The organism is Paenibacillus sp. DS2015 (assembly GCF_050433705.1).
Classification (GTDB): domain Bacteria; phylum Bacillota; class Bacilli; order Paenibacillales; family Paenibacillaceae; genus Paenibacillus_AQ.
Genome location: NZ_JBNPWS010000008.1, coordinates 139,768 through 161,324 on the forward strand (window position 1 = coordinate 139,768; position 21,557 = coordinate 161,324).

General features: G+C 42.1%; 22 protein-coding genes. 2 read left to right on the forward strand and 20 right to left on the reverse strand.

What is annotated here, in order from left to right; all coding sequences use genetic code 11:
• Nucleotides 1–33: 33 nt before the first annotated feature.
• The 4 genes from J2T13_RS09890 to J2T13_RS09905 form a co-directional block, all read right to left on the reverse strand.
• Nucleotides 34–834, reverse strand: a complete 801-nt coding sequence (locus J2T13_RS09890; RefSeq protein WP_429370841.1) for an HAD family hydrolase — start codon at nucleotides 832–834, stop codon at nucleotides 34–36.
• 24 nt (nucleotides 835–858) lie between these two features.
• Entirely contained in the window at nucleotides 859–1,395 is a 537-nt protein-coding gene (locus J2T13_RS09895) for a hypothetical protein (protein WP_429370730.1), read from the reverse strand.
• 28 nt (nucleotides 1,396–1,423) lie between these two features.
• Nucleotides 1,424–1,624: a DUF896 domain-containing protein gene (locus J2T13_RS09900; protein ID WP_429370843.1), complete on the reverse strand. Its 201-nt coding sequence runs from the start codon at nucleotides 1,622–1,624 to the stop codon at nucleotides 1,424–1,426.
• A gap of 92 nt (nucleotides 1,625–1,716) precedes the next feature.
• On the reverse strand, nucleotides 1,717–2,082 hold the full coding sequence (locus J2T13_RS09905) for a LysM peptidoglycan-binding domain-containing protein (protein WP_429370732.1): 366 nt from the start codon (nucleotides 2,080–2,082) through the stop codon (nucleotides 1,717–1,719).
• Between the two features lie 169 nt (nucleotides 2,083–2,251).
• On the opposite strand from J2T13_RS09905, the gene lexA reads away from it, so the two are divergent.
• Together lexA and J2T13_RS09915 are read left to right on the forward strand one after the other, a co-directional pair.
• The gene (gene lexA / locus J2T13_RS09910; RefSeq protein ID WP_429370734.1) at nucleotides 2,252–2,878 is read left to right on the forward strand and encodes a transcriptional repressor LexA; all 627 of its coding nucleotides are present in this window, start codon (nucleotides 2,252–2,254) and stop codon (nucleotides 2,876–2,878) included.
• A gap of 296 nt (nucleotides 2,879–3,174) precedes the next feature.
• On the forward strand, nucleotides 3,175–3,633 hold the full coding sequence (locus tag J2T13_RS09915; protein WP_429370736.1) for a hypothetical protein: 459 nt from the start codon (nucleotides 3,175–3,177) through the stop codon (nucleotides 3,631–3,633).
• A gap of 82 nt (nucleotides 3,634–3,715) precedes the next feature.
• Here J2T13_RS09915 and J2T13_RS09920 read toward each other — a convergent pair whose 3' ends face one another.
• From J2T13_RS09920 to mutS, 16 genes are all read right to left on the reverse strand, one after another.
• On the reverse strand, nucleotides 3,716–3,997 hold the full coding sequence (locus tag J2T13_RS09920) for a hypothetical protein (RefSeq protein ID WP_429370738.1): 282 nt from the start codon (nucleotides 3,995–3,997) through the stop codon (nucleotides 3,716–3,718).
• Nucleotides 3,987–4,205 (reverse strand): hypothetical protein, encoded by a 219-nt coding sequence (locus tag J2T13_RS09925; RefSeq protein ID WP_429370740.1) that lies wholly within the window; start codon nucleotides 4,203–4,205, stop codon nucleotides 3,987–3,989. Before J2T13_RS09925 ends, J2T13_RS09920 begins: the two co-directional genes overlap by 11 nt.
• Before the next feature lie 129 nt (nucleotides 4,206–4,334).
• Complete coding sequence (locus tag J2T13_RS09930) at nucleotides 4,335–4,784, reverse strand: hypothetical protein (protein ID WP_429370742.1); 450 nt, start codon at nucleotides 4,782–4,784, stop codon at nucleotides 4,335–4,337.
• 195 nt (nucleotides 4,785–4,979) lie between these two features.
• Complete coding sequence (gene glnA, locus J2T13_RS09935) at nucleotides 4,980–6,308, reverse strand: type I glutamate--ammonia ligase (protein ID WP_429370743.1); 1,329 nt, start codon at nucleotides 6,306–6,308, stop codon at nucleotides 4,980–4,982.
• 47 nt (nucleotides 6,309–6,355) lie between these two features.
• A complete protein-coding gene (locus tag J2T13_RS09940; protein ID WP_429370745.1) occupies nucleotides 6,356–6,766 on the reverse strand; it encodes a MerR family transcriptional regulator in 411 nt (136 codons plus the stop codon).
• 80 nt (nucleotides 6,767–6,846) lie between these two features.
• On the reverse strand, nucleotides 6,847–8,100 hold the full coding sequence (locus J2T13_RS09945) for an aminotransferase class I/II-fold pyridoxal phosphate-dependent enzyme (RefSeq protein ID WP_429370747.1): 1,254 nt from the start codon (nucleotides 8,098–8,100) through the stop codon (nucleotides 6,847–6,849).
• 87 nt (nucleotides 8,101–8,187) lie between these two features.
• Nucleotides 8,188–9,474, reverse strand: a complete 1,287-nt coding sequence (gene hflX / locus J2T13_RS09950; RefSeq protein ID WP_429370749.1) for a GTPase HflX — start codon at nucleotides 9,472–9,474, stop codon at nucleotides 8,188–8,190.
• Between the two features lie 50 nt (nucleotides 9,475–9,524).
• Entirely contained in the window at nucleotides 9,525–10,511 is a 987-nt protein-coding gene (locus J2T13_RS09955; protein ID WP_429370751.1) for an AAA family ATPase, read from the reverse strand.
• A gap of 55 nt (nucleotides 10,512–10,566) precedes the next feature.
• Nucleotides 10,567–11,226, reverse strand: coding sequence for a YdcF family protein (locus J2T13_RS09960; RefSeq protein WP_429370753.1), 660 nt, complete (start codon nucleotides 11,224–11,226; stop codon nucleotides 10,567–10,569).
• A complete protein-coding gene (locus J2T13_RS09965) occupies nucleotides 11,223–11,780 on the reverse strand; it encodes a DUF402 domain-containing protein (RefSeq protein ID WP_429370755.1) in 558 nt (185 codons plus the stop codon). The genes J2T13_RS09960 and J2T13_RS09965 overlap by 4 nt, the downstream gene beginning before the upstream one ends.
• Before the next feature lie 172 nt (nucleotides 11,781–11,952).
• The gene (locus tag J2T13_RS09970; protein WP_429370757.1) at nucleotides 11,953–14,592 is read right to left on the reverse strand and encodes a PBP1A family penicillin-binding protein; all 2,640 of its coding nucleotides are present in this window, start codon (nucleotides 14,590–14,592) and stop codon (nucleotides 11,953–11,955) included.
• Between the two features lie 137 nt (nucleotides 14,593–14,729).
• Nucleotides 14,730–14,969: an RNA chaperone Hfq gene (hfq, locus tag J2T13_RS09975; protein ID WP_044876706.1), complete on the reverse strand. Its 240-nt coding sequence runs from the start codon at nucleotides 14,967–14,969 to the stop codon at nucleotides 14,730–14,732.
• Between the two features lie 19 nt (nucleotides 14,970–14,988).
• The gene (miaA, locus tag J2T13_RS09980) at nucleotides 14,989–15,969 is read right to left on the reverse strand and encodes a tRNA (adenosine(37)-N6)-dimethylallyltransferase MiaA (protein WP_429370759.1); all 981 of its coding nucleotides are present in this window, start codon (nucleotides 15,967–15,969) and stop codon (nucleotides 14,989–14,991) included.
• The gene (locus J2T13_RS09985; RefSeq protein ID WP_429370761.1) at nucleotides 15,953–16,738 is read right to left on the reverse strand and encodes a class I SAM-dependent methyltransferase; all 786 of its coding nucleotides are present in this window, start codon (nucleotides 16,736–16,738) and stop codon (nucleotides 15,953–15,955) included. Before J2T13_RS09985 ends, miaA begins: the two co-directional genes overlap by 17 nt.
• 67 nt (nucleotides 16,739–16,805) lie before the next feature.
• A complete protein-coding gene (mutL, locus tag J2T13_RS09990; RefSeq protein WP_429370763.1) occupies nucleotides 16,806–18,731 on the reverse strand; it encodes a DNA mismatch repair endonuclease MutL in 1,926 nt (641 codons plus the stop codon).
• 49 nt (nucleotides 18,732–18,780) lie between these two features.
• Complete coding sequence (gene mutS, locus J2T13_RS09995) at nucleotides 18,781–21,549, reverse strand: DNA mismatch repair protein MutS (RefSeq protein WP_429370765.1); 2,769 nt, start codon at nucleotides 21,547–21,549, stop codon at nucleotides 18,781–18,783.
• Nucleotides 21,550–21,557 lie beyond the last annotated feature (8 nt).

Sequence of the window (21,557 nt, forward strand, 5' to 3'; positions counted from 1 at the left end):
GGACAGGTTGATCGTGTATAGTACTCAGGAATTTTATGAGTTAAAAAGTTCCGTTATAATATCGTGCACTTGAGATAAATGTGTGATCTCGTAATCTGGCGTGATTTCAGGATTCGATTCTTTCCTGGTTCTATTAATCCATACCGTCTTAATCCCTGCACTTAGCCCTCCACGAATATCCGTAGTTAACTTGTCCCCTACCATAAGTACTTCATTAGAAGATAAGTTAACAGAAGATAAAGCATGTTGGAAAATAGATACATCTGGTTTACCTTTACCAAAGTTGCCCGAAATGACAATCTGATCAAAAAACGGAGTCAACGCTGGCACTCCATCTAGCTTCTCTTGTTGTAATGCTGGACAGCCATTCGTAAGTAAAAGTAATTTCACCTTACCATGAAGTTCCTCTAACACTTGCAACGTTTCCTCATACATATATGGACGTGAACGTCTCTCAGATCCAAATTGCTCGGAAATTTCACCAGCTAAGTTCTCATCATCTATACCTAATTTCAAAAGGCCAAGCCGCCATGATTCCTTACGATATGTAGGCACAATCTTCTCTAATTGACGAAATTCAGGCTGTTCGCCAGCTGTGAAATTCCCCCACAAGCCTTCAAAAGGGTTAATACCGATCATAGAAGTGAAGGAGAAGGTCTCGTATGATTCATATAAGGATCTGGCTTCGCTTCTTACAGCCTCCTCCAATTGTTTAGGATCAACCCCTGTAGCAGTCGCTGCTGTCTGACAAGCGGCTGCAAAAGCTTCTTCCACACTTCGTTCATCCCATAACAGTGTGTCATCCAGATCAAAAAAAACGGCTTTTATCGGCATTTCTTTATCCCTCTTTCCAGTCATTTACTTTTCGAGTGGAATCTTGTGAGTCTCAGCAAAAATTTCCAACCGTTCTCCCATAGCTTCTGTATCATACCGGTTTATAAGGCGAGTGAATACCCAGTTACGCCCCTTCCCTTTCAGCGGTGTAATAACGACAGATCCTGATTTCAGACTAATCTTAGCGATATTAACAGCACCTATACGGGTCTCACGATTCATCCTTGTTGTATACAGGGAATCTTTGTCTACACGTAAATAAGGACGACGCAAATAAATAATCACAGCGAGTAAGATATACAAACCTATAACTATCCAGTTAACGACTGAGCTTTGCTCATTGTTCTCAACGAGTTGCTCGGCGTATACTCCTAGAAGTCCATAAAGTAAGGACAATACAACAAGTGTAAAGGGTAATAACATTTTACGCCCCTTAAAGATGTCACCGCTCACTTTTGATCCTGATCCTGTACTTGAGATACTTGATAGACCTTGATCTTTACGTTTCTTATTCAATTGCTTCCTATTCTTCTGTACCATTCTTTCCCAAGAACGTGCCATTCTTTATCCCCCTTAAATTAGAACACTTCTATTTTCTATTTCCGCCTGATTTAGGTAAGTCGTCAGTGAATTCAATTGTATCTAATTGATTCCGGAAATTGTTACGAACATTCTGAAGATAAGTTTCACGAAGACTCGCACGTTCTTGTGTCTCTTCTTCTGTTAATCCTGTAGATTTATACTTCTTAGCAAGCTCATTAATCCGTTGTATCAAGCTGTCTATATCCATGAAATCTCCTCCATTAATGAATTCATTCCTAACTTTGCCATGATCAAAAGAGCTTGTCAAGGATTCCTCCTTTCCAAGCTCTTTCGTTTACCTTAGTATTGAGGCAGCGATAACACTTCACCTGCTCTAATTCCGCTTTGGGACAATCCATTTATCTCTTTCATTTCCTTAATATACACACGCGTATCTAAATAATCAGGTTTCTCAGATACTGCAATCTTCCAGAGGGTATCACCCGGTTGTATAATAATATTCTTCATCATAATAGACTGATCAGATTTCCCTGAGAAGGCGCTAACCGCACCGGTACACCCTATAATAAGAAGTAACATAACTAGTAATAACTTCAGAAGTAAGGGTTGAGATATGGTATCTCTCATTCGATCTCTCCACACATATGTCTGTATATCCTTATTTGTATCATAAATACTACGGTATGTACTATATTTCATCATCATTGACCATCTCCCAAACGTTTGTTCTCTTAATAAAATCAATATAACACGAACACTTGTTTTATTCAACCCATTTTAGAACAATTGTTCCCTTTTTATTAGAACCTACGTTTGTACGAACGGAAGTTCTATGTTATAATTTTGCTAAAGTCACTAGAAGGGTGAGAGTATTATGTCGAAGGTATCTAGCCGGCAACTGGCCATATTAGAATTTATACGTAGTGAAGTACGCTCTAAGGGATATCCGCCATCTGTGCGGGAAATCGGTGAAGCGGTCGGACTGGCTTCTAGTTCAACGGTCCATGGACATCTGGATCGATTAGAGAAGAAGGGCCTCATTAGAAGAGATCCTACCAAGCCACGTGCTATTGAAATATTAGGACATGAAGAATCAGATAATAGTCATCTTTTCACTCATACCGTATCCCGCGTGCCTATGGTCGGTAAAGTTACTGCTGGCGTTCCAATTACAGCCACAGAGAATATAGAAGATTATTTTCCTCTACCTCAACATTTTGTAGGTGAAGACAAAGTATTCATGTTGTCTGTCATGGGCGATAGTATGATAGAAGCCGGTATACATAACGGTGACTTTGTTATCGTACGCCAGCAACAGACAGCTGATAACGGAGATATTGTTGTAGCTATGACGGAAGATGATGAAGCTACGGTCAAAACCTTCTATAAAGAGAAGGACCACATTAGACTTCAACCGGAGAACCCAACATATGAACCCTTGCGTTTGAACCATGTTACAATATTGGGTAAAGTCATTGGACTTTTCCGCGACATTCATTGATTTCTATTTTGTTATTTAAAAAGAAACGGATACTTGCCATTCAGATGGCGTGTATCCGTTTCTTTTTGATAGAAAATAGATTTGATGATGTTCATACAAACTGAGCACTATATTCTAGCATATATTGTTCGATATATGTGATTTGAAAGGAGCATGTCCTTCCACTCACAATTTAGTCGTTACAACCACCATTAATTCATAACTTTTACACTAGGTTAATCCTTTCAATCATCCTAGCTAACATTCTGGAACTACACTAGAAAGGTAATCAGTTAAATGTGAAAGGGTAATCCATCGTGGTAGCTATGGTTAAAAATCAGCAACTCAAAGAACCCGACTGGTCGTTCGGATGTACCTCTGTGAAACGTATCCAACTCACTGAACTTGTTCACCAATCCCCTACCGTATTTACGTCTCAGAATTGTAAGGAAACATTGGCTATTGTTTATGCGTATCCCGAATCTGAATGTATCGTCGTCTCCAATCACAATAATATGCCCCTTGGATTAATCCATTGTGATAAATTCTTCCTAAAATTAACAGGTCGGTTCGGGATGGACATGTTCTACAGAGAATCCGTAACTAAGCTCATGAATCGCAACCCCCTAATCATTGACATCCAGTGCACGATTGAGACGTTACTCGACCTCCTTGCTCTTCGTCCTTACTACGCTCGAAACGACTCCATTATAGTGACTAAGCAAGGTAAAATCGCCGGTACTGTCCATCCATCTGATTGGATTCATACAAATTAACACTTAAATGTAGAGTTGAGGCTGTCCTGTACTTAGGGATGGTTTTTTTATTGTTCTCGTCCCACATCTAATTCAGTGTCTGTTAAAATTCCATCCAATAGTTAATGCTCTCCTTCGATGCTGAAGAAACGACAGTTTTACTTTCCCCTCTCTCCCATCCCTGTATGATCTGAATGGAAGCAAGCGATGCTTTATTTTCCCAATAGATGTAATTCAGATTCTCCAATGTCATCAAGCTTTCCTCTAGGCCTTTCTTATTCCTACCCATCAGTCGTTCCAAATCGCCCATGGTTGGTATCACATTATGTTGTCTTACATAGTTATATAGCACTCTTAATAGCTTTCGTTCTGTATCAGCCAGCATTATTATACGCCTCCTCCACAGCTGTTCTCGGAGCCTTCCAAGCCAATATATTATCAATGAGAAACATGCGTGGCGATCCAGTCATTAGGCAGGTAGCTCTAAGTAATCCATCACGAATACTTTTCACTTCAATGCGCCGCTGCGTGATCTTTCCTGATTGGTCCATATACATGATCTCAACGATTTTCCCTAAGTACTTCACTGGCATATTGGGTTAGTCATAGTTATTCAAGCATGTGTACCCCCATTCAATTTACATTTATCCACACTCAAAAAAAAATAAGAGAGAGCTTCATGGTTATACCAGAAGCTCCCTAAATTTATCAATCTAACAATGTTATGCCGGTCCCGCTTGAGCAATTCCACTAAAAGCAACAGGTCCGGTAATTGTGATATCAGGACCTGGTCCGGAGTCAAAGGCATACATAGAATAACGAAGTTCACCTGATAGAGGTACAGTCGGATGAAAATCAGCCGCATGAAAAGAAAGTAAATTGTTACCAGTATATAAATCCACGGTTGCAGTATATATCAGCACTCCAGAACCGCTCACACCCGTCCCTCCTCTTTCAATGATAATCGTGACTTCATTCGCAGCAACCCCAGCAACTCCAATCGTTCCCCACAATTCCACACGAACATCTGCAGCATTTGGTGTTCCCAAGACAGCAGCGACCTGTAAACCAATATCCCCCAAAAGCAGCGTTGGTGTTGACGAAAGTATTGTTACTCCCGTGTTAATGTTACTGAACTCGGAGGTACGTGAATCTAAAAATTCAATAGCCACTGCAATCACTACCTTTCAAATATTAACCAGTATAGTAGGTTCACTTTAATATATGTGGTCTATTAATATATGATTGGACATTTCGAACATAATAGAATAAAAGAACAGAGAGTCAACAATGAATCTCCCCGAGCATATTAGCCTCCCCAAACAAAAAAAACCCTCAACGCTTAGAGCGTCAAGGGTTTGAACTTCCTAGTACAACGTCATATATTGATCGCGTTCCCACGCGTGAACTTGTGTGCGGAACATATCCCACTCAATTTCTTTCAATTCATAGAAGTATGCTAGTGCATGATCTCCTAATGACTCTGTAATAACTTGGCTACGAATAAGTTCATTCAATGCTTCCTTCAAATCTGATGGCAAGCTAGGAATGCCTTCTTCAATCCGCTCTTCTTCCGACATCACATAAATGTTACGGTCGATTGGAGCAGGTAGTTTCATTTCGCGCTTGATTCCGTCTAATCCTGCTTTCAGCATCACTGCAAGAGCTAGATATGGATTAGCCGCTGGATCTGGATTTCGTACTTCTACGCGTGTACTGAGTCCACGAGATGAAGGAATACGAATCATCGGACTACGGTTACTACCAGACCACGCTACATAACATGGTGCTTCATAACCAGGTACAAGACGCTTATATGAGTTTACTGTTGGATTTGTAATAGCTGCAAAAGCACGAGCGTGCTTCAGAAGACCTGCCATATAATGACGAGCTGTCTGACTTAGGCCAAGCTCATCGCTCTCTTCATAGAATACATTCTCATCACCCTTGAATAAAGATTGGTGGCAGTGCATACCTGATCCATTCACACCATAGAGAGGCTTAGGCATAAACGTTGCATGCAATCCGTGTTCGCGCGCTATCGTCTTCACGACTAGCTTGAACGTTTGGATCTGATCTGCTGCTTTAATTGCATCTTCGTATTTAAAGTCAATTTCATGTTGACCTGGGGCAACCTCATGGTGAGAAGCTTCAACTTCAAAGCCCATCTCTTCAAGAGTAAGCACGATTTCACGACGACAGTTTTCACCAAGATCCATAGGTGCAAGGTCGAAATAACCACCATGATCGTTTAATTCAGTTGTAGGATTCCCTTTTTCATCTGTTTTGAACAAGAAGAATTCAGGCTCTGGTCCAACTTGCATGGATGTATAGCCCATCTCTTCTGCTTCCTTAAGATTACGTTTCAGGATACCACGTGGGTCACCAGCAAAAGGAGTACCGTCTGGCATATAGATATCACAAATCAAACGTGCAACGCGACTTTCTGTTACCCAAGGGAAAACAACCCAAGTATCAAGATCCGGATACAAATACATATCTGATTCTTCAATCCGTACGTACCCTTCAATAGAAGAGCCATCAAACATCATCTTATTATCGACTGCCTTTTTTAATTGACTGACAGGGATCTCAACATTCTTGATCGTTCCGAGTAGATCAGTAAACTGCAAACGTATAAAACGCACATTCTCTTCCTTGGCGAGACGAAGAATATCCTCTTTTGTATAACTCACTTATACCCTCTCCCTTTCGGTTCTGTATTCATTGTTATATGAATTGCTTATTTATTAAAAAACCGGGACAATTCGCCTTGAATTAATGACACTTGACCCGGTCTCTTACCAATGACTAGCTGCTGTTTCAGTAAACGGTGGAGTTGTGAATCAGATAATTCTCTACGTTTAACCTCAGTATCTGGAGTAATAACAGTAGCTTCTTCTGATTCTCTCGAGACAGGATTCATTACCTGCTTAATGCCAGCAATGTTAACACCCTTCTCAATCAGTGCTTTAATCTCAAGCAACCGTTCAACATCATTAAATGAGAACAATCGCTGATTCCCTGCTGTTCTAGCAGGTACAATCAAACTGTGTTGTTCGTAATAACGAATCTGCCTAGCAGATAAGTCTGTTAACTTCATAACAATACCAATTGGGAATAAGGCCATATTTCTACGAATATCGTCACCCATGACTCATCAACCTTCCAATGATCTAATATCTATCATTGTACATTTCATGATATGTGATGTCAATGGTATGTTAGATAAACTCACAATAATTTTCTGTCTTGCATGATCTGTATCGCTTTAAGTACACCATATTTCACATGGGAGTACGTTAATCCACCTTGCATGTATCCAATATAAGGCTCACGAATCGGCGCATCAGCGGATAATTCTAAACTCCCCCCTTGAATAAAGGTACCCGCGGCCATGATGACAGGATGCTCATATCCCGGCATATCCCAAGGTTCAGGTACAACATGACTATCTACCGCAGCAGCCCGCTGAATCCCTTGCACAAATGCGATAAGGTGTTCTGGCCCGGCAAAAGATATCGCTTGGATCAAATCCGTACGTTTCTCATCCCATGCCGGCTTGGTATCGAAGCCAAACCTAGCAAACATTGCCGAGGCAAACACGCTCCCCTTTATGGCTTGTCCAACGATCATTGGAGCCAGAAACAACCCCTGATAAATTCCACGGGTTGTTCCTAGCATTGCTCCTACTTCCCCACCAATCCCCGGTGCAGTTAAGCGATAAGAAGCGAGCTCTACGTACTCCTTCTTCCCACATATATAACCGCCTGTCTCAGCGATTCCTCCACCAGGATTTTTAATTAAGGAACCTGCCATAAGATCTACGCCTACTTCTGTTGGTTCAACTTCTTCGGTAAATTCACCGTAACAATTATCTACGAATATAATAATCTCTGGTTTGATTGACCTAATGCGGCGAACCATTTCTCCAATCTGTTCCACTGTAAAAGACGAACGCCAATCGTATCCTCTCGATCGCTGGATCCCAATCACTTTGGTAGCTGATGTTATTCCAAGCTCAACAGCGTCCCAGTCCACGCCTCCATCTTCTTTCAATGCAGCTTCTTGGTAGGTTATCCCAAAGTCAAGCAGTGAACCATTCCCATCGCCTACATTTCCGATGACTTTATGCAGTGTGTCATAGGGGCGCCCCGTAATGTAGAACAGTTCATCCCCTGGACGTAGAACTCCAAATAACGCCGTAGATATTGTGTGCGTACCAGAGGCAAAATGAGGGCGAACTAAAGCAGCTTCCGCACCGAATACATCTGCATAGACTAAATCTAACACTTCACGTCCGCGATCATTATATGCATAGCCTGTAGAAGCAGCAAAATGATAATCACTTACTTGATGTTGTTGAAAAGCATCAATGACCTTCCACTGATTGTGATCTACTATCTTATCTATTACTTTAAGCGGACCTTCAATTTGTTCCTCCACTTCATTCATACATTGTTCCAATTCTTCACTGAACCGTGCCATCGTTTTTTAATTCTCTCCCCTGCTGTCATCAATCTAACATGAATTGTCTTATATAATGTCCAAACTTGCCATTAAATAACATCTAACTTACAATTCAATGAATTCTTTAAGCATGTATTCATGTTTTACGTAATCTGCTTTGTGTAGTAAAACCTTATAAAGTAGATCGCTCTCATCAAACTCCTGCTCTATGACATCTCCTACACGATACAATAAAGAGGTTAAGTCTCCACGATCGGCAGGAATACGGAAAGTGATTGTATCTCCAGTCAGTGTCGTCTGTACAGCTTCACGGATCGATAACAGATCTGCTTCGTCGAACGCACTTATTTTTAAATAACCGTCACCCGAACCCAGCATCTGTAACTGTTCCGGATTGCACATATCCTTCTTGTTATACAGGACAATCTGAGGCTTAGCCGCTACTCCAAGATCCTGTAAGATCGACTGTACCACTTTCATTTGGTCTTCTCTCATCTCTGAAGAAGAATCCACCACATGTAGAATCAGATCAGCTTCGTTCACTTCTTCCAGAGTTGCGCGGAATGCAGCTATCAAATCGTGTGGTAAATTCTGAATGAATCCTACTGTATCCGTCAATACCACTTCTTTACCACTCGGTAATTCTAATACACGAGAGGTAGGATCAAGTGTCGCAAACAACTGATCTTGAATATATACATCTGCATCTGTCAGTTGATTCAACAAAGTGGATTTACCAGCATTTGTATATCCCACAAGAGCCACCTGCGTAACGCCACTCTTCTGTCTGCGTTCACGATATAATTTTCGGTGTTTTGTAATTTCATCCAATTGTTGCTTCAGATCATTGACTCTGTCCCTGATATGGCGTCGATCCATCTCCAGTTTACTTTCCCCAGGTCCACGAGTCCCTATCCCACCACCGAGCCGAGAAAGATTCTGACTTTGTCCTGAAAGGCGGGGCAAGAGATAGGTTAACTGTGCTAATTCCACTTGAATGATTCCTTCGCGTGTTTTAGCTCTCTGTGCAAATATATCTAGAATGAGTTGCGTACGGTCAATAATTTTCACATCTAAGCTTTCCTCTAGATGTCTAACCTGAGCACCTGAAAGTTCATGATCAAAGATGGCAGTAGTCGCATTGGTAGCTTCCATCACTAGTCGAAGTTCCTCAACCTTCCCTTTACCAATAAACCATTTAGGGTCAGGCTTTTGAAGATTCTGCCTAAGTGAATCTAGCACCTCAACACCTGCGGTTTCTGCTAGTTGGACAAGTTCATGGAGTGAATATTCGGGATCAATCCCTTTTCTCTTTACCTCATCCGTTACTAGACTTACTAGAACCGCCCGGTCCTTCATATCTGTCTCTGTGTCATGTGTGGAGTTAATCATGAATAAATGGCCCCTTTATCTACTTGTTGTTCGAAATGGCATGCCTTTCACTATATTCCCTGCCTCGAATCCAATTTGAAATCTTCTGTTCGGAGTGTCATGAGCTCAATCTTACCTGGTTGACTATTCACGTATTGATTCAAGAGCCGCACGGCATGGTTTCTTATCGACTTTTCAATCATGTTGCGAATATATCTTCCATTACTGAATGCATGCAAGCTTTCATTCTTCTCCAACAGAATGTGTTGCTTCATCTTAAGTATCGCCTGTGGCATAAGAATATAGTCTCTTTCTTTAGCCATTCCTTCAGAAATTTGAATCAGTTGATCCACTGTGTAATCGGAGAAGTCAACCTGGATAGGGAATCGAGAAGGGAGTCCGGGGTTAGTCTGTAAGAAGAATTCCATTTCTTCAGAGTAGCCCGCTAGTATAAGAATAAACTGATTCTTATGGTCTTCCATAGATTTCACTAAAGTATCAATAGCCTCTTTACCGAAATCCTTCTCACCACCTCTAGCAAGACTGTAGGCTTCATCAATAAATAGAATTCCACCCATCGCCTTTTTGACGAGTTCCCTAGTCTTCTGTGCTGTATGCCCAATATACTCACCCACTAGGTCAGCCCGTTCTACCTCAATAAGATGTCCCTTACTGAGTACACCCATTTTTTGAAAAAGCTTAGCGATGATACGCGCTACCGTCGTCTTACCTGTCCCCGGATTACCTTTAAAGATCATGTGATACACATGGCCACCACTTGCCAGTCCAGCTTCTGAACGTAAATGCGCCACCTGAAGTAACGCATAGATTTCGTGAACTAGTTCTTTAATGTTATCCAGCCCAATCAATTGATCGAGTTCTCGTTGAATTTCCTGGTATAGCCCCTGCTCAGTCTGTTTCTTATTCACCTTTACAGGCTCTATATCAGGCACTACATTGTTTAGTACGGGGGCCTCTTGACTCCGCAAAATCACATTAATTTGCCTGGATGGCCTGCCTTCAGGCTGGCCATTTGCGGCCGCGACACGCCCGTTCATGCATCCATCACCTCATTATCTACTGGGATGACATCTCTATTCAATGTATTCTACTTCATGGAACGTTATTAACAGTTTCATCCGATTTAAATCCAATAATCATTAATAATTCATTCATCTTCCATTTCGTGAAGGCTAGGGCCTCTCTTGTTTTGTGAACAGACATCTGTAGCACCTTCGATTCTGCAAGCCCAAGTTTCGGTTCATCATATTGTAAATACTTTGCTATCTCTAAGGAACGCATCCCATGGTATGTATGTGTAATGATCACGGCAGACGTCCAACCCTGCTTATCCATAAGCTGCTGGCTGAACAATAAATTTTCCCAAGTATCTGTCGCTTCATTCTCTAGAATAATTGCCTCTTCGGGAACTCCATGATCCAGTAAATACTGAGTCATCCCTTGTGCCTCTGTATATCTCATGTCTGGACGATCCAATCCTCCAGTTACAATAAAGTTCTTAAATTTACCTTCGTGATATAACCGTAATCCTTCTTCTAGCCTTTCACGAAGACCTGGACTCGGAACATCCCCCCATAGAGCAGCACCCAGAATAATAGCAACATCTACGGGTGGGTTGATATCCGAGCTAGTCGTCCGATTAATTTGCCAAACAACATATCCAAGCCATAGTAGAACCACTAGACAGATAGATAGAATGATGCAGAATATTTTTTTGATTGTATGACGACCCTTATTTAAGGAAAAAATCATATTCTCCTCCTGAATTCACCATTTTCAAACAAATGTTTACGGTGTTCAAGCGACATCATGAAGTAGGGAAATTGTTGTGCTTCAATCTCGTGTAATAAATGCTCAGCGGTTAACGTAGCAAGATTATAATCCTCTAGCGTTATGTCGCTTCGTCTTAAAGCATCATCTAATTCATCTTCATCCAGTAGGAAGACTTCCCCATTCTTTAATACCACCACATCCAAATACAAATCATCGAACCAAGGTACCCCCTGATCGGTTACACCTTGAACTTTGCAAGTATCAATATACCATTGAATAATTTCTTGTCGTTCATCAAACATAGCAGTGACGATATAATGGCAGTTCTTAGGGAAGTACTGTAACCAAGAATACCCTTTGTCTGCAATACGATACGTATGATTCCCATAAGTTTTCCATAGTGGTTCTTTTAGGTTATAAATCGTATACAACGTAATATAACCCGTGAACCTCTCGGACTCTACATATCGACAAGTAAAACGCCGGCGTGAAATACGACGCCAGTTCGCGCGATCTCCAAATTTACGTTTCATGGAAAATACCCTCTCCAGTATGGTAGCTACAGCTAGCTTAACACATTTAGGAATCACACTCAAAAAGTTTAAAAAATTATGTATAGCCGGATTGTCATGCCCCTTACTTATCGTGACAATCCGTCCATTATAAATGGATAAAGCCCCCACATGGGAGCTTTATCCGTCATCGTTATGGATTTACCGTTCCAGAGTCCGCCCCTCCATCAGGTGTACCCTGTTGAGATCCGTCAACTGATATACCGTCTGTTGGTGTTTCTGGCTCAGTCTGAGTGTTATCTGGCGGTGTAACTTCTGCGCCAGTATCACTACCTGTGTCGCCCCCAGGAGGAGTAACTTCTACACCATCACCACTACCACTATCACTACCATTACCATTACCATTACCATTACCGTTATTGTTTCCATTACCTTTATTACCGTTTCCATTACCGTTATGATTTCCATTATCTATATTACCGTTACCACTTCCGTTACCATTCCCATTATTCTCATCAATAGGAGGTTCTATCGGTTCTGTTTCATCAATTGGGTCTTCAAAAATATCCGTCACTTCGATCATAACCTGAACGGTATTAGATTGTTCTGATTCAACACCACTATCAGGTTGAATTGCTGTCACATAATACTCGTAAGTAAGACCTTCTAAGGCATTGAAATCTTCCGCCTCAGATGAAGTGGCTGAGTCGGTAATCACCGAATAACTACCTTCTGAAGATTCTTTACGATATACACGATACTGCACATTCTCTTCTTGTGATGCATTCCATGATAAGGATACAATCTGAGTCTCTGGATTATAAGATGCAATTAAGCCACTTACACTTGCCACAGGTTCTGGCTCAGTTACTGGTTCTTGTTCTGGCTCAGCTTGCTGCACCTCTTTGGGTACTGGGAAACTTTTGGCATCGAATCCTTGGACGGCCTGCTCCATGACCTTGCCCCAGAATCCAGCAGCAAGCGAGCTACTCTTCTTAAGCATATGATCTTTATCTGGTTTGTCATAACCCATCCATACCGCCGCAGTGAGCTCAGGGGTATAACCTACGAACCATACATCACGATTCGAACTATTACCAGTGATTCCACTTTGTGTTGTACCTGTTTTACCTGCAACGGGCCTATTAATTTTAGCCTTTGTTCCCGTACCACTATTGACGACATTCTGCAACATTTGTGTCATTTGATAAGCGGTATTATCACTCATGACTTGTGTTCCTTTATCTTTATGCTCATATACTGCCTTTTCATCACTATCGATAATACTCTTAATGGAGTAAGCCGGATTAAGAACTCCACCATTAGCAAACGCACTATACGCTTGGGTCATTTCCAACGTATTCGTCCCTGTACTCATTCCACCGAGCGCTAATGATAGATTCTTGTCCTCATCCTCCATGTTGATACCTAACTTTTGCGCAAACTTAAATCCTGTACTTACACCAATTTCGTTCAGCAGCCACACGGCAGGGATGTTCTCCGATTTCTGGATCGCATCAGCCATACTTATTGTATTCGAGTAACCATGTAGATTACGGGGACAATAATTTGCGAAACACTGCTCTCTATTACTCAAAGGTGTATCGATTGTAACGCTACCCGATTCGAGTGCAGGAGCATATGACACAATCGGCTTAAGAGATGAACCCGGTTGACGACGACTATCCGTTACACGACTATAACCCTTACGTTCATAGTCACGCCCACCAAGTAATGCAATTACCGCACCATTATCATTATTCATGATCATCATGGAGCCTTGAACTTGCTGATCATCTACACTCTCTTCAAAATTACTAGCATCAGCGAATTCCTTCTCCACGACTAATTGTGCATTAGCATCCATCGTCGTATAAATTTTGTATCCACCGATATTCAGATCATCTTGTGATAGCCCACTTACATTCTCCGCTTCACTCATGACATAATCCATAAAAGCTAGATACTTCTGCTTCTTGGCTGGTGGAGTATAATCATAAACCACAGTTTTGGCTACGTTTCTTTCTTTGCTCGTAATATATCCTTGCTCTTCCATCAATTGAAGAACAACGGAACGACGCTGCATAGATAGATCTGGATTGCGAAGCGGATTATATTTAGTTGGTCCCTTCGGCATGGCTGCTAATGTAGCCATTTGCCACACTTCCAGCTTATTCAGATCACTTTTACCAAAATAATATTCAGAGGCTGCCTTGATTCCATAGATTTGTCCTCCGAAATTAATCCGGTTGAGATACAACGTAATAATTTCATCTTTTGTTTTATCTCGCTCAAGCGCCATGGCAATAGACACTTCAGTGGCTTTACGGAAAAAGGTTTTGTCTCTAGTTAAGAACACATTCTTGGCCAATTGCTGCGTAATGGTACTACCACCCTCAACTGCAGATCTTGCGATAACGTCCTTAACCGCAGCACGTCCGATCGACCAAATATCGACCCCACTGTGTTCATAGAAGCGCTTATCTTCCGTAGCAACGAAGGCATCTTTCAGCAGCTTAGGAATTTCGTCTCCATCAACAGGATCGCTTTGTTGGATTGAAAGTTCACCCATCAGTTTACCATTACGATCATAGACTTTCGAATTCTCATGAACTGTCAATTTATCCTCATTGTTAGCTAACAGCTTCTGACCAGCTATCGTAATGTATAAATATCCACCTAAGGCACAAAAGATAGCAAAGGCTACCGTAAAAAACATAGTCCAAAAGACACGTTTTTTTGTAATTCTTTTCTTTTTCTTCGGTTTGGGCACTTCTCTCTTTGTAGTTGTCGTTGTCGTTACCCTTCCCCTTGGGGTTTGTTTCTTATCCATTGTAAACCTCCTAAATCCTCTTTATTACCTAGTCCTTTTAATGAAAAGAACAACCTTTACAGGTTGCTCATGTCTGCTACCTATTCTCTTAAACGAAATAATACCGAAAAAGTTTCATTGCTTAAATTATCTTTTCATTATCCCTCAGTCTGGGATTCCTGCATCAGCGAAACATTACGCTGTGGGGTTATGGTTGAAATTGCATGCTTAAACAGCATTTGTTGGCGGCCTTCACTATCCACAACAACCGTGAAATTGTCGAATGCTTTAATCGTTCCCCTGATTTGGAAACCGTTGACCAGAAATATGGTAACAGGGATGTTTTCTTTCCGCAGTTGGTTCAAGAATGTATCTTGGATGTTGATGGATTTGTTCATGAATTGTACCCCCAATGATTCAATTAGATTGTTTAGATATATATTCAATATCTGATATAAACTTTCCTGCTATTATACCACGGATCTGTTCGAAACTCGTAGAAAAGTTTGCAGGTTCTGTAACATCTACCCACGAAATCTCGTTCATGTGGCGAAACCAGGATAGCTGTCGTTTGGCAAACCTTCGCGTATCCCGCTTCAATAGCGTTATCGTATCCTCAAGATTCATCTCTCCTTGTAGATACGATATTATTTCTTTATACCCTAACCCCTGCATAGAGATTAGACCTGACCCGTAGCCTTTATGCAGCAATGAGGATACCTCCTCAACCAAACCCTGCTGTAACATCTGATCGATGCGGCCTTCAATACGTTTATATAGCATTTGCCTATCCATTGTCAAACCCATGAGGCATAATTGATAGGGAGACTCCTTACTCTGAGTTGCCATTTGAGCCGAAAGAGTCGTACCTGTGAGATGAAATATTTCTAGCGCACGAACAACTCGTCGTTGATCATTTGCATGGAGTCTCTTAGCACTGACCGGATCTACCAACTTCAAGCGATCATGCAGTTCCTCAGCACCGTGAGTATCTGCGAAGGCAAACTGTTCTCGTCTGAAATCCTCGTCCGCACCCACTTCTGTGAACTGAAATCCGTAGCATACAGACTCAATATACAATCCCGTTCCGCCTACGATAAAAGGAAGCTTTCCCCTAGCATGGATCTCGCTTATTAAGCGGCGGCACTGTTCCTGAAATTCAGCGACTGAATAAGGTTCATCAGGATCATGGATATCGATCAAATGATGTGGAATTCCGTCCATTTCATGTTCGGAGATTTTGGCTGTCCCAATATCCATCTGCCGATATACCTGCATAGAATCTCCTGAAATAATTTCACATCCATAACGTTTAGCAATTTCAATGCTCATCTTAGTTTTACCAACTGCTGTAGGTCCAACGAGCACAAGTAAACGTGGTTTAGTCTCTGTTGTCAAGGAATATCACTCCATACGCGATTTTTGATTGGCCATGTTCCTGCATAGTAAAGCCTAATCGTGCAAATTCAGGACTGCCCCATTTCTCTTTAAGCAGAATTGATTTGCGGGCTACCCTCTTTGCTTCCTCAATGACTGCAAGACTGAGCGCATCACTATTAGCAAATTTCCGCAATGGATTAATCGCAGCGGAATCCATTATAGGCTCTCGAAACATCGGATCAAAGTACACAATATCCACACTATTGTCCGCCATTTGTTGTAAAATATCAAGGTGATGCCCTAGCCTTACCTCAATTCTGCGCATCGCTTCGTTTACTTTGACAACCGCTGTCACATAATGATTGAGCCCTTCTGTAAGTAACACTGCTAAATGTTCAGAACTCTCGACCGCAATGACTTTCCCGTCCGTACCACCCTTTACAGCGAATACAAGAGCATCACTACCGAGGCCCGCTGTACAGTCTAGCACCGTATCTCCCTCTACCATTCCGGCTACTTCAAGCATCGGATCAGGTTCGCCTTTGAGCACTCTTTTGGCACGAACGAATCCCATACTTGGGTGATACTCCATGGGTGGGAACCCAGGTCTAACCAAGCGCGCTCCATTCTCAAGCACCACAAGAACAACGGAATCATTATGAGCTTGAACAAGTTTGTTCAGAGAAGTTTTACACCGGGGTACATATGTGAACCCTGTAAGTGCAGATAATGCCTTAGCGCGGGTAACCAAAGCGTCTGAATCCGCACTTCCTGTTGTTATAATCATTCCATTCTCCTGACGTTATTCCATATTTATCTCACACTCACTGAGCCTTAATTTCAGCTCAAAATGGCTACATGACACGCTTAAATAATTTTTCTAAATCATAAGTGGTAAAAGAAATTACAATCGGCCGGCCATGCGGACATGTGTACGGTTGCTTACATGTAGCAAGACGTTCGAGCAGTGTATCTGATTCAAGGTTCGTAAGCTTCTGATTTGCTTTAATTGAAGCTTTACAAGAGCACAACACAGAGGATTTCTCTCTTAATTTGGCAAGATCGATGATACGTTCACTAAGAACCCATTCCGCCATTTCCTCAATAATAGCTTGTTCATCCCCTTTTGGGAACCAATACGGGTGTGAGCGCACGCGGAAGGTTTGCCCCCCAAAATGTTCCAGATACACCCCCACTTGTTCGAACCAATTCAGCTTCGATTTCAGTTGCTCGCTTTCAGAAGGTGTAAATTCTAACGTAATCGGTAATAAAAGCTCCTGCGAAGCATCTGCGGGTTGTCCAAATTGTTCGTAATAGAACTCATAATTAATCCGCTCATGAGCCGCATGTTGATCAATTAAGTAAAGCCCCTTATCATTCTGAGCAATCAAATACGTACCATGATGCTGTCCAATAAGTGTCATTTCAGGAAAGGGCGGAATTTCGCTTGTTCCACCTGTTGCTTGCGCAAATAACTCCTGAGTGAGCGCGGGATTCACAGATTGTGAATTCCGATAATTAGGAACTCCATTCGTAGTTCCTTTGGCATAGTAGCTTTGGGCGCTTGCTTCACGTACAGCATCATTTCCATCAGACCGAAGTTTAACCCCATCTTGTGACTGCTGAAATGGATTGAACGCGTTGTGTTCCATCTTATTCTTATCCCTAACTTCTGGGTTATTAGAATCAGAAGGGTCCGTGACGGAGGGTGCTTTGGAAAATCCGAACTGTTCTTGTATAAAAGATGAGTTACTATTTCCTATATTGGTCTTCACAGGCTGTGGAATAAGTACCTCTTGTCGTAAGACAGCATGTACCGATTGCTCTATAAAAGGATACAGTTCTGCTTCCTTACTGAACCGAACCTCCAATTTCGCAGGATGAACGTTAACATCAACTAAGGATGGGTGCATGTTCAAAGATAGAATACCCATTGGGTATCGATTGATAGGTAATAACGTATGATAAGCTCTCAAGATCGCATGATTCAACCCATTATTTCGAATGTAACGTCCATTCACAATGGTTGAAATTCCGTTACGATTGGAGCGTGTCCATTCTGGACGGCTAATAAACCCTTGGATACTGAAATCCATGTCTTCTGCTTGAATGGGGAGCATCGCCTTAGCGGCCTGTGTCCCATAAATCGCAGCAATGACCTGTAATAAGTCACCATTGCCTACCGTCTGTAATAACGTATTATCATTATGTTTAAGCGTCAAGCCAATCTCAGGATGCGAGAGTGCTATCCGATATATATAATCCGAAATATGTCCTAATTCTGTCTGGATGGTCTTCATATATTTCAACCTTGCAGGTGTGTTATAGAATAGTTCCTTGACGACAAAATCGGTCCCCCGTGAAGAAGCTGTATCCTCTTTTACAATTAACTTTCCACCTTCTATAACAAGCCTACTTCCCAATCCATTATCACTGTTAGAAGTGATTAGTTCGACCTTTGACACAGCCGCGATACTTGCCAGCGCTTCTCCTCGGAACCCGAGACTTGTAATGTGGAAAAGATCTCGCCCATGCATAATCTTACTTGTCGCATGACGGTAAAAGGCGGTCTCACAGTCTTCTGGGTCTATACCTGACCCATTGTCCGTTACTCGGATGGTCTGAAGCCCACCCTCCTCTACTGTGATCACAATCTTGGCGCTTCCTGCATCGATTGCATTCTCCACCAATTCTTTCACAACAGAAGCTGGCCGTTCAACTACCTCACCTGCAGCAATCTGATTGGCAACATGCTCGTCCAATATATGAATTTTGGCCATGCCGATTCCCCTTCTTTCACCATGATTACATCTGAACTCATGTTAACACTTATAGGCCCTTGGCCTTCACACTCAGTTCATGCAGAATCTGCATCGCTTGTAGAGGTGTCATGTTCATAAGATCAACATTTTTGACAGACTCAATAATGTCAGCTACGGATCGATTCATAGGCGCTATAGCTGGATTAGCTTTCTTACTCACTTTCAAGTCTTCCTCACCAAAAATAGAAAGTTGCACGACATCCTGGGCTGTGCTAAGGGTCTCCTGAAGATAAGTATCAACCCGCTCTTGAACTTGTGAATTACCCTCTTCACCGCTGACCAAATTCCCTAATTTCATCGTAGGGATCTCAGAGCCTTGGTTCTCCTTCTGCTCTGAGCTAGAACCCGCTAGAGCCTTATCCTCCACTCCAACCGCAACCTGTGAAGTTGCTTGTTCTAAGTGATTTAATAGCGTATTAGCACGATCAATAATAGACCCTGGCAAGCCTGCCAGACGTGCGCAATATATACCATAACTGCTACCTGCCGCTCCAGGAATTAACTTCCGTAGAAAATGGACCTTATCACCACTTTCCTGTACAGACATCGAGTAATTACGGAGCCCACTCAGCCCTTCCTCCATATGTGATAACTCATGAAAGTGAGTCGAGACAAGTGCTTTACAGCCGATGCTATCATGTACATACTCAATGACAGCTTGAGCGATGGCCATTCCCTCGCTCGTGGATGTACCGCGTCCAAGCTCATCGATAATGATCAAGCTTCGTGGTGTCGCTTTCTCAGTCATCACTTGAATATCAGCCATCTCAACCATAAATGTACTCTGTCCACCAATTAAGTCATCGGCTGCGCCAATCCGCGTAAATATGCGGTCAATCATCGGCATATTGGCAAAAGATGCCGGTACGAAGCAACCGATCTGTGCAATAATCGCGATCAAGGCTACTTGACGCATATACGTACTCTTACCAGCCATATTGGGTCCAGTAATTAGCAGAATATTTGCAGATTCACGAGACAATTCGGTCGCATTAGATATAAAAGAAGAATCTTTCATAACCGCTTCTACAACCGGGTGGCGGCCACCTTCAATGATAAGATTGTAATCGTCTGTAAGCGTTGGCTTGACAAATCCTCGTTCTGCGCTCACTGCAGCTAATGATTGATACACATCAAGTTCTGCAACCTTCTCTGCAAGACTCTGAAGACGAGGAATTTGAGCATTAAGCTTATCTCTCAGCTCTGTAAAGAGCTCATATTCTAGGTCTACCATCTTGTCCTGAGCTTCGAGAATAAGTCCTTCTTTCTCTTTCAGTTCAGGCGTTACATACCGCTCAGCATTTGCCAACGTCTGCTTGCGCTCATATCTACCTTCAGGCAACGAAGTAATATGAGATTTAGTCACTTCAATATAATAACCAAACACCTTATTGAAACCTATCTTCAATGACTTAATTCCCGTAGCTACTCTTTCTCTAGCTTCAAGTTCAGCAATCCATTGCTTACCATTCATACTTGCTTCGCGTAATTCATCTAAATGCTCATGATACCCTGGCTTAATAAGTCCTCCGTCCCGAACAGATATAGGAGGCTCATCAACAATGGCTCGATCAATGTCATCACATAAATCAACACAAGCATCCATCTCATTGGCGATCTTGCCAAGAGTACGAGAGGAAGAGAAAGCGCACAGTTCTTTAAGTGATGGAATTTGTCTCAAAGATACTTTGAGAGCTGTAAGATCACGACCATTCGCATTCCCAAAAGCTATTCTGCCTACCAAACGTTCTAAATCATAAATTTTCCCAAGAGAACCGCGCAAATCTTCTCTTAGAATAAGCTGATTATATAATAACTCCACAGCTTCGAGACGTTCCTCTATCCGGCTAACATGTAAGAGAGGTTTATCTATTCTACGTCTAAGAAGCCGAGCCCCCATAGATGTCTCTGTACGATCTAACAACCACAGGAGTGAGCCCTTCTTCGATCTTTCTCTAACCGTCTCTACTAGCTCTAAATTACGCCGTGTAAATGGATCAAGAATCATATAGTGCCCCGGTTCATAGGGCGAAATCTGTGTGAGCTGTCCAAGGGAACGCTTCTGAGTCTCACTTAGGTAAGAGAAGAGTACAGAGATACAAACCTGCCGCTCTTGATCCAGTCGCACCCATACAGCTTCACCGAATTGGCTTCGTACTAACTTCTCATCACGTCTGTTCCAAGGCGTGTAGACAACGGGACGATTCCCCTGAAGCTGCAATGAACGAATACTTTCCAATACGCTCTCGTCCCCGATAATCTCGGAAGGTTCATAGATATTGATCTCGTCACGTAACCACTCTAATGAGGAAGGTACAGAAGTCACATAAAGTTCCCCCGTAGACAAGTCACAAGCTGTTAAACTCATCATCCCGCCTGTCTCCACTGTACATACGATGTAGTTGTTGGATTTATCCGCAATATTTTTGCCTTCCATCACTGTACCTGGCGTAATAATGCGTACAATCCCACGTTCCACCATTCCTTTAGCGGCTGAGGCTTCCTCTAATTGTTCGCAGACTGCGACTTTGTATCCTTTTTCAATTAAACGCTGGATATAACCTTCAGCTGCGTGATAAGGAACACCACACATGGGAATCTTATCTTCCCCACCCCCTGCACGTGCCGTTAAGGTGATTTCCAACTCCTTGGAAGCTACTACCGCATCTTCAAAAAACATTTCATAGAAATCCCCTAGACGAAAAAATAAAAATGCGTCTTGAGCTTGTTGTTTAATATTTAAATATTGCTCAATCATTGGCGTATAGTTGGCCATGACTTACC